At 65.3% G+C, this 6,134-nt stretch carries 5 protein-coding genes and 1 rRNA gene; 2 read left to right on the top strand and 4 right to left on the bottom strand.

The window, feature by feature from the left end; genetic code table 11:
- Positions 1–45 precede the first annotated feature (45 nt).
- Positions 46–1,416 carry an FAD-binding oxidoreductase gene (locus tag AC1DRE_RS24555; RefSeq protein ID WP_476987079.1) on the bottom strand — a complete coding sequence of 457 codons (1,371 nt, stop codon included), beginning with the start codon at positions 1,414–1,416 and terminating at the stop codon, positions 46–48.
- A gap of 347 nt (positions 1,417–1,763) precedes the next feature.
- On the opposite strand from AC1DRE_RS24555, the gene AC1DRE_RS24560 reads away from it, so the two are divergent.
- Positions 1,764–3,485, top strand: a complete 1,722-nt coding sequence (locus AC1DRE_RS24560; RefSeq protein WP_476987083.1) for a glycoside hydrolase family 13 protein — start codon at positions 1,764–1,766, stop codon at positions 3,483–3,485.
- 46 nt (positions 3,486–3,531) lie between these two features.
- Positions 3,532–4,563, top strand: a complete 1,032-nt coding sequence (locus AC1DRE_RS24565; RefSeq protein WP_476987080.1) for a LacI family DNA-binding transcriptional regulator — start codon at positions 3,532–3,534, stop codon at positions 4,561–4,563.
- 15 nt (positions 4,564–4,578) lie between these two features.
- Here the strand turns inward: AC1DRE_RS24565 and AC1DRE_RS24570 are convergent, their stop codons facing one another.
- The 3 genes from AC1DRE_RS24570 to rrf all read right to left on the bottom strand — a co-directional run bounded on the left by AC1DRE_RS24570 (position 4,579) and on the right by rrf (position 5,861).
- Positions 4,579–5,136 carry a GNAT family N-acetyltransferase gene (locus AC1DRE_RS24570; RefSeq protein WP_476987081.1) on the bottom strand — a complete coding sequence of 186 codons (558 nt, stop codon included), beginning with the start codon at positions 5,134–5,136 and terminating at the stop codon, positions 4,579–4,581.
- Between the two features lie 10 nt (positions 5,137–5,146).
- On the bottom strand, positions 5,147–5,638 hold the full coding sequence (locus tag AC1DRE_RS24575) for an SRPBCC domain-containing protein (protein ID WP_476987082.1): 492 nt from the start codon (positions 5,636–5,638) through the stop codon (positions 5,147–5,149).
- Positions 5,639–5,744: 106 nt separating this feature from the next.
- Positions 5,745–5,861, bottom strand: a 5S ribosomal RNA gene (gene rrf / locus AC1DRE_RS24580).
- Positions 5,862–6,134 lie beyond the last annotated feature (273 nt).

Genomic DNA, 6,134 nt, shown 5'->3' on the forward strand with positions numbered 1-6,134 from the left:
GCGCTCATAACGACATCTGCTGCTACCTAGTTGGATGCTTCTGGCCTAGATGGCCTTCCCGGGGTTCAGGATGCCGGCCGGATCGAAGAGTTCCTTGATCCGGTGCTGCAGTTCACGCACGGGTCGGGGCTGTTCCAGGCCCAGCCACCGTAGTTTGTACTGCCCGATCCCGTGCTCGCCGGTGATGGTGCCGCCCATCGCCAGGGCCACCGTGATCGATTTGTCCAGAGCGGCACCCAGCCGCTGCATGGCTTCGGCGTCCACCTGGTTGTCCAGCCGGTCCACCCAGAACGTGGGGTGCAGGTTGCCGTCGCCGGCGTGGGCCACGACTTTGAGCTGTACGCCTTGGGCGACGGCCATGGCTTCGAGTTCGCCGACGTAGTCCACGAGCCGCGAGCGGGGCACGGCCACGTCCTCCCCCACCCGGTATTCGTCGTCAACTTCGACACCGCGGCTGTTGCGCCGCAGTTCCACCAGCTGCTCGGCTTCGGCACTGGCCTCCGTGGTCACCGTGGCTCCGCCGGCGGCAAGGACATCGCGGACCACATCAGCTTCCGCGGCCGCTCCGAAACCGTCCGTCTGGATCAGCAGGAGCGATGCCCCGCGGGCGCTCAGGTCCGAGCCGTGGATTTCGTCGAGCTGACGCAGCGATCCGCCGTCGAGCAGTTCCATGATGGCGGGCTGCACGCGCGCCTTCCCGACGGCCAGCACGCCCGCCGCTGCGCTGCGGAAGTCCGGGTAGAACGCGGCGATGGTGTGCACGTCGCGGGGCAGGTACTTTAGCCGCACCGTTGCCCCCACCACTATTCCGAGCGTCCCTTCGGAGCCAACGAACAGGCCCGTGAGGTCGTAGCCGGCAACCCCCTTGAACGTCTGGTGGCCCGTGTGGATCAGGGATCCGTCGGCCAGCACCATATCGAGGGCCAGCACGGAATCGCGGGTGACGCCGTACTTGGCGCAGCGCAGCCCGCCGGCATTGGTGGCAACATTGCCGCCAATGGTGGATGTCCGGAAGCTGGCAGGATCCGGCGCGTACATCAGCCCGTGGACGGCCGCGGCGTCGTTGAGGTCGGCGTTGATCACGCCGGGTTCGACGACGGCGGTCTCATCGTCAGGGTTCAGGTCCAGAATGCGGTTCATCCGTTCAAGGCCCAGCACGATGCATCCCGGGCTGGCATGGGCGCCGCCGGAGACACCCGTCCCGGCCCCGCGGGCAACAATGGGCACGTGGTGCTTGGCGCAGGCTGCGACCACCGCCTGGACGTCCGCCACCGTTTCGGCCCAGACCACGGCCAAGGGCAGCTGGTAGTCAAGGACCGGGGCCTGGTCTATGGCGTAGATGGCCAGGGTCTGTTCGTCCACGGCTAGTTTGCCGGGCTCCAGGATGGTTTTGAGCTCGTCAACAATGTTGCCCATGCGGCCTCCAGGTCCGTCGATCGGGCCTTCAGTCTAGTCCGCGGGGCCCCGCATGCCCGCAGCGGCGGCTGGCAGTGCCGCTAAAGCGCACCTCTGCAAGCGCTTCCAAAGTTGCCGAACGGAGTCGCAGTGGAAAGCCACATTACTCGGCGGTAACGGGTGACGCAAGAGCTACCGTCGGAGCAACCCAAGACCGGGCATTGTCCCTATACGCCAAACCCGGTAGCCGAAAATCACGAGATCCAGAAACGGGGAAGACGTGGCGCAATGAGGCCTACGTCACAATTGGAAGCGTTTTCAGTTCCGGGAAGATCCGTTCTACGATTACCGGCATGTCCGTTGACTCAATGCTCGAAGCCCCCGCCGTCTCGGCCGGGCCACTGACCTTGGTACACACCGCCGATGACGTCCCGGGGTGGTGGCGGTCCGCTGTCATCTACCAGGTCTATCCGCGTTCCTTCCGCGACCTGAGCGGGGACGGAATCGGTGATCTCGCCGGAATCACGGCCGAGCTGCCGCAGCTGTCCCGGCTCGATGTCGATGCTGTCTGGCTATCGCCGTTTTACCGGTCCCCGCAGAAGGATGCCGGCTACGACGTCAGCGACTACTGCGATGTCGATCCGCTGTTTGGCACCCTGGCCGACTTCGACGCCATGATGGCGGAAGCCACCCGCCTGAGCCTCCGCGTGATCGTGGACCTCGTTCCCAATCACTGCTCGGACCAGCACGCCGCCTTCCAGCAGGCCCTCGCCGCACCGGCCGGCAGCCGGGAACGTGACATGTTCATCTTCCGGGACGGCCGCGGCGCATGTGGCGAAGAACCGCCCAACAACTGGCAGTCGCACTTCGGCGGACCGGCCTGGACCCGCATCACGGAGCCGGACGGCGCGCCCGGACAGTGGTATCTGCACCTCTTCGACGCCTCGCAGCCCGATTTCAACTGGGACAACCAGGCGGTCCACGATGAATTCGAGCGCGTGCTTCGCTTCTGGCTGGACCGGGGCGTCGCCGGTTTCCGCGTGGACGTTGCGCATGCCCTGGTGAAGGCTCGCGGTTTGCCGGAGTGGGGCGGCCGGGCCGACGGCGGCAGCTCGGACGGCTATCCCGGCCACGAGGCACCGATGTTCGGCCAGCCGGCCCTCCACGACATCTACCGGGCCTGGCGCCGGATCCTCGCAGAGTACGGTCCGGACCGTATCCTGTGTGCCGAAGCCAACGTGGATCCGCTGCCCCGTTTGGCAGACTGGGTCCGGCCGGACCAGATGCACCAGGCGTTCAATTTCCCCTATCTGCATGCTGGACTGGATGTTCGCCGCCTCCGCGGCGTCATCACGGATTCGCTGGTGGCACTGGACGCCGTCGGCGCGCCCAGCACCTGGGTTCTCTCCAACCACGACGTCGTCCGCCACGCTACCCGCTTCGGCTACGACGGAGCCGCACCGCGCGATGGCGACGGGATCGGCATCTTTGACCATCAGCCCGACCTCGTGGCGGGCAGGACCCGGGCAGCGGCGGCATCGATGTTCATGCTCGGGCTGCCCGGCGGGGCCTACCTCTATCAGGGCGAGGAACTGGGGCTTCCCGACGGCATCGATATTCCGGACAGCCAGCGGCAGGACCCCACGTTTGCCCGCACGGGTGGCGAACGGCTGGGCCGTGACGGGTGCCGGGTGCCCCTGCCGTGGCGTGCCGCCGAGCTGCACGCAGGGTTCGGGTCCGGACAGGCCCCGTGGCTGCCGCAGCCGGAGAGTTTCCGTGAACTGGCACGTGATGCCCAGGCGGAACAGCCGTCATCGCATTTGAACCTCTACCGCCGGATGCTGGCGATGCGCAGGGAGCTTGACCTGGGTCGGGGGTCCTTGGCATGGCTGGAAAGCTGGTGCACCGATACGTCCCTGGCCTACCTCAACGGAACCACGCTTGTGGTCATGAACGTCGGACGGGATGCCATGGAGCTCCCGCCGGGCGTGGTGCTGCTGCGCAGCTCGCTGGCGGCAGCGGAAACGCACGCCGACGGCCATCAGCTAGGCTCAGGTGAGACGGTCTGGTTGAACCTGCCATTTGGGTGATCCTGCCGTCGCCTGGATTCGCAGTTGAGGACACGGAGAGCTAAATATGCCCGGCATCAAGGACGTCGCTAAGCGGGCGGGCCTTTCCACCGCAACGGTGTCGCGGGCACTCAGCGGAAAGGGAAACGTCTCGGCACGCAGCCGCGAACGTGCCCGGACTGCCGCGGCTGAGCTCGGTTTCGTGTTGTCGTACCACGCCTCCAGTCTCGCTTCCGGCCGGAACCACAACGTGGGTGTGGTGGTGCCTTCCGTCCACCGATGGTATTTCTCCGCGGTGGTGGAAGGCGTCTCGGCCACGTTGCTCGACGCCGGATACGACCTCACGCTCTACAACGTCAGCGAAGGCCCGGACAGAAGGCACAGCGTGTTGAACGACTTCCTGCTGCGGAAACGTGTGGATGCGGTCATCGCTGTCTCGCTCGAGCTCACTGCAGCCGAGATACAACAGCTGCTGGCCATCCACCGGCCAATAGTGGGTATCGGCGGTCCCTTGCCGGGCGCCTCCACCATCCGGATAGACGACGCCGGCATAGCCGAGGCCGCCACCAACCACCTGATCCGGCTGGGCCATTCCAAGATCGCGCATATGACGGGAGATGCCTTCTTCGAGCAGGACTTCCGGCTTCCGGGTATGCGCCAGGGTGGATATCACAAGGCCATGGCGGCCGCAGGGCTGACAGTGCGGCCCGAATGGCAGGTGTCCGCGGACTTCACCGTCCAGGGGGCCTACGCGAGTGCCAGGCGGCTGCTGGGCGGCACGTCCGAACGTCCCACCGCTGTGTTCGCTGCTTCGGACGAGATGGCCATCGGCACGATCCTGGCGGCCCGCGATTTCGGCCTCCGGATCCCCTACGACCTTTCCGTCATCGGCATCGACGGCCATGAGCTTGGCGAGGTGTTCGGGCTGACCACCATCGACCAGGACGCGCGCGGCCAGGGGGCGTTGGCAGTGCGGCTCCTGCTGGCAGGGCTTGAGGACGCTGCCGACGGCGGCGCAACCGACACGGAGTTCCCCACCAACCTCGTGGTCAGGTCCAGTACCTCCGTGCCACCTGGCGATACCGGGCCGACGCACTAACAACTTTGCCCGTGATTAAGCGTCCCGCTCCGCCGGTGCCAGCTCACGCTCCATGATGATTTCCTTCTTGCTGGTATCGAGCGGGTATACCTCCCGGCGCCCGGTGTCATGGAAACCGTGGCGTGCATAGAAACCCGCGGCGCGGGAATTGTCCTCGTGGACGCCCAGCTGCAACAGCCCGGCGCCCAGCTCCTCTGCCGCGGCCTTGACCGAACGGCGAAGCAGCTCATCCGCAAGGCCGGTTCCACGGTGCGGGGCAGACACATAGACACTGATGAGCATGGCCGTGAGGGGCCGGTGGGCCTCCTGTGGGTTCTTGACCACCACCCGCATCAGACCGCAGAAGGCCCGGGCCCCGCGGGTGTCCTGGGGAAGCTCTTTGGAAAGCTCTTCAGGAATCTCTTCGGCGACGAAAGTCACGCTGCCAGGGGCTGTCATCGCGACGGCCCGGTTCCGCCATTGACCCCCTGTCTGCTCCTGCGCGGACTCGAGTGATTCCACATAGGCAGCCGGGGTATCGGCGAGCATCTCCAGCCTTACGGCACGCAGCCGTTCCCAGTCCCCCGCAACCATGCGTTGGACCCTAGCCAACTTCACCGCCCATAAAGCGCACGAAGCGGGCCAGGACGCCCGGCCAGCCGGCATCGTACTCGGCGCGAGTCCGTCCCGGGTCTTCGGCACCCTCCCAGCCGTCATGAACGAGGCGGAGCTCAGTCCCGCCATCCACGGCCCTGAACGCGACCCGTAGCTCCGTGGACCACAATGCCGTTGTCCCGGGGTGCCAGCTGGCATGAAAGGACATCGGGGGCTGCCAGTCGTCTATGGAGCCCCAGACAGCCGTCCGGCCGTCGTCGGCCGTTTCGAGGACCAGGTTCTCTTCGAACTCGACGTACGAGCCGGCGCCGAACACACTGTGATCCTCGAGCGGCCACCAAAGGTGGGTGTGTTCCGTGAAGCCGATGAATGCCTTGGAAACCGGTCCGGGCACCACCACTGTGTGAACGATGGCGTCCAGGGCATCTACGGGCTCGGATGCTTCGTCCGCAGGGGACGCGTGGCTGAAGAGGTTGTCCATGGTCAACAACTTTACCCGGCGGCCGGGCGGCCCCGGGCAGCACTGAACTAGCCGTTAAATGACTCAGGCCCCGACATTCCTTGTCGGGGCCTGAGCTCTAATTTATGTCCGGCGGTGACCTACTCTCCCACACCCTCCCGGGTGCAGTACCATCGGCGCTGTGGGTCTTAGCTTCCGGGTTCGGAATGGGACCGGGCGTTTCCCCCACGCTATGACCGCCGTAACCCTTCTACCCGGACCCCGGCAKGTGCGGGGGTTGGGAAAACTTTGTGGTTACAACATTAGTGGTGTTGTTATTTAGTTGTGGTTGTGTTCCCTGCAACGAAACCGTGTGACGGGTTTGTTGTTTGGGAACCACATAGTGGACGCAAGCAGTCTTGTTTCTTTTTACCACCCCGGGGTGCGAACCCCTTTTGAAACGGGTTTGCGGGGGTGGTGTGTGGTGTAAGTTATCGGCCTATTAGTACCGGTCAGCTTCACGAGTCGTTAGTCCTCG

This window comes from Arthrobacter sp. P4_H3, assembly GCF_056400885.1.

What these genes read in the sequence shown, in the direction of transcription:
- AC1DRE_RS24555 (WP_476987079.1), bottom strand. Translation starts at nt 1,416, where the DNA reads ATGGGCAACATTGTTGACGAGCTCAAAACCATCCTGGAGCCCGGCAAA.
- AC1DRE_RS24560 (WP_476987083.1), top strand. Translation starts at nt 1,764, where the DNA reads ATGCTCGAAGCCCCCGCCGTCTCGGCCGGGCCACTGACCTTGGTACAC.
- AC1DRE_RS24565 (WP_476987080.1), top strand. Translation starts at nt 3,532, where the DNA reads ATGCCCGGCATCAAGGACGTCGCTAAGCGGGCGGGCCTTTCCACCGCA.
- AC1DRE_RS24570 (WP_476987081.1), bottom strand. Translation starts at nt 5,136, where the DNA reads ATGGTTGCGGGGGACTGGGAACGGCTGCGTGCCGTAAGGCTGGAGATG.
- AC1DRE_RS24575 (WP_476987082.1), bottom strand. Translation starts at nt 5,638, where the DNA reads ATGGACAACCTCTTCAGCCACGCGTCCCCTGCGGACGAAGCATCCGAG.